The organism is Rhodococcus sp. Chr-9 (genome assembly GCF_000801125.1).
In the GTDB taxonomy this organism is placed as follows: Bacteria; Actinomycetota; Actinomycetes; order Mycobacteriales; family Mycobacteriaceae; genus Rhodococcus; species Rhodococcus pyridinivorans.
Map to the genome: position 1 here is coordinate 1 of NZ_JTIZ01000039.1, position 2,033 is coordinate 2,033.

At 35.8% G+C, this 2,033-nt stretch carries 4 protein-coding genes; all 4 read right to left on the reverse strand.

Features of this window, described 5'->3' with window-relative positions; all coding sequences use genetic code 11:
- Positions 1-143: 143 nt before the first annotated feature.
- Entirely contained in the window at positions 144-482 is a 339-nt protein-coding gene (locus QR64_RS27535) for a hypothetical protein (protein WP_036853151.1), read from the reverse strand.
- Positions 472-786 (reverse strand): hypothetical protein, encoded by a 315-nt coding sequence (locus QR64_RS25515; RefSeq protein WP_036853150.1) that lies wholly within the window; start codon positions 784-786, stop codon positions 472-474. Before QR64_RS25515 ends, QR64_RS27535 begins: the two co-directional genes overlap by 11 nt.
- On the reverse strand, positions 786-1,049 hold the full coding sequence (locus QR64_RS25520) for a hypothetical protein (RefSeq protein ID WP_002820020.1): 264 nt from the start codon (positions 1,047-1,049) through the stop codon (positions 786-788). Before QR64_RS25520 ends, QR64_RS25515 begins: the two co-directional genes overlap by 1 nt.
- A 20-nt stretch (positions 1,050-1,069) precedes the next feature.
- The coding region (locus tag QR64_RS26885; RefSeq protein WP_039584274.1) for a hypothetical protein at positions 1,070-2,033 on the reverse strand (964 nt) is incomplete at its 5' end.

The window sequence follows — 2,033 nt, forward strand, 5'->3', positions numbered from 1 at the left end:
GGTGTGACCATGACTTCTAATTAATCTAGTTCTTCGGCTTGCACTATTCGCTTTAGCTTTAAATTCTGCTTCAAACCAGTCGCCCATGCGTTCTGTTACTTTAGTTTGCATTTCTTTAGCTATGCTTGCTGTATTAAGTAAATTCATTGCCATGCTTGACCACCTGCACCACAAGGCAAATAAACAGTACCAGTATAATTGTACAAATGGCTATTCTCTGACCAGTTCGTCATATTCCAACCGTTTTGTAAAACATTTCCGACTAGTTCTACAAGTTCATCGTCAACATCTTTAACAGATAAAACAACTTGATAATAGTAACCCATGACAAAGCTCGTATTATCCATTTTAATGACCTTTGAGTCACTAAGTGATAAATATACCGTCTTGTCTTCTATCGTGTCCTTAACACCTAAAATAACGTCATTTAGAGGCATTGTAAGCAAATTGTTGTACCAATCTATATAAGAATCAAATTCCATTGCTTACTACCCCCTCTAAAATCATCTTGTTATTCTTAGGGTTTCTTTCCCATGTTGTACGCTTGAAAGTTTCGCCTTTTTCGTCCAAGAAATAGTTGAAAATCAAGTCTTCCATTTCTCCGATTCCGTTAAGCTCGTATCTTACGTTTTTACCTAGCCCAATCATAGAAAACTCATCAAGCCTTGTCTGACTAATTCTCTGTTTAACTGCTGGTAAAACGATAGGCTTTATAACATTAGCTTCTGCACCGTTCTTCTTCTTAACAGTCGTTTCTACCTGTAATGTAACTTGTGAGAATATCATTAAATACCTCCATAATACATTAACTCTTGCAAAGAAGCCAAACGTTTCATTTCAGCATTTCGCCATTGTTCTGCTGGTTCATCAACAATATTAAGCCGACAATAACAAGAAATAAAGTCTTTAACTAATACGCTTGTTTCGTCAGCTTTAATACCATTTTTTTCTAGCAATTTAATAGCTATTGAACGGAATAAGATAAGTTTACTATCATAAGCTGTTACTAAAATCGGAATACCACAATAGACCTTAATATAATCTATCATTTACTTCCTCCATTTTATTCTTATGCTACTGTAATTACTGCACCAGCGTTATAAGTTTCAACATGACCGCTTGTTAGTGTTTCTACCAAAATCATGTTGCTGTTAGTTTTCCATTCAAAGGCATCAACTTTTGTAAGGTCTTGCATGTCAATGTGATACTTTTGGTCTACCAATACAGTAGGTTTGAGTGCTTTTGAACCTGTATAGACAATAATTTCATCTACTCCAACTTCAGAGGCAATTTCAGCGTCATCATTTTTAATACGAACGTGAGCATTTGCAGTTGCTTGACGTAACTCATCTAACAAGGCTTTACGGTCTTCTGCTTTAACAATCAAATAACGACGTCCAGCAGTAGGGCGAACAAAGTCAACCGCTTCTTCAATAGCGTCAGCAAATGGAGTTTTGCCAGCTGATTTGGCTTTTGTAGTAATCTTTTTGATTTTTTTGACGTCTGCTTCTTTTTCAATTGATTTAAAACCGTTTGTTCCGTCACCCTCAATAAGCGCAAGGTCAACAATTTTATTAACAATAGCTTGTGTAAGTTCCGCTACAATCAAGTTGTAAAGTTCAGAATATGACATTTGAAGTCGTTTAACACGTTCAGCAAGTGATTGCAATTTATAAACCATTACAGGTTCAAGAGTATCAATAGTGAGAGCTGCAGCCTGTTCTACTTTTTGTTGTCCGTCTTTGTGGAGATTTGCTTCATTAGCTGAATCAAATGAGCGTGATACGAGCAAAGCGCCGACATTTGTAACACGGAATACTTTGAACACTGGGTTAGTATTTAACAAAACTGTGTTGATTGAATCAACCAATTTACGTGGAAGCTCAAAAGTTTTATCTGTGATAGTTACACCATTTTCAGCAAGTTTTGCGCTCCAAGCGTTTTTAATTTCTGATTTTCCAGAGTTCTTTTTCAATACATCAAAAAATTCTGTTACAGCGTTTTGTGATTCAATAAAGTTTGTCATTTTATCT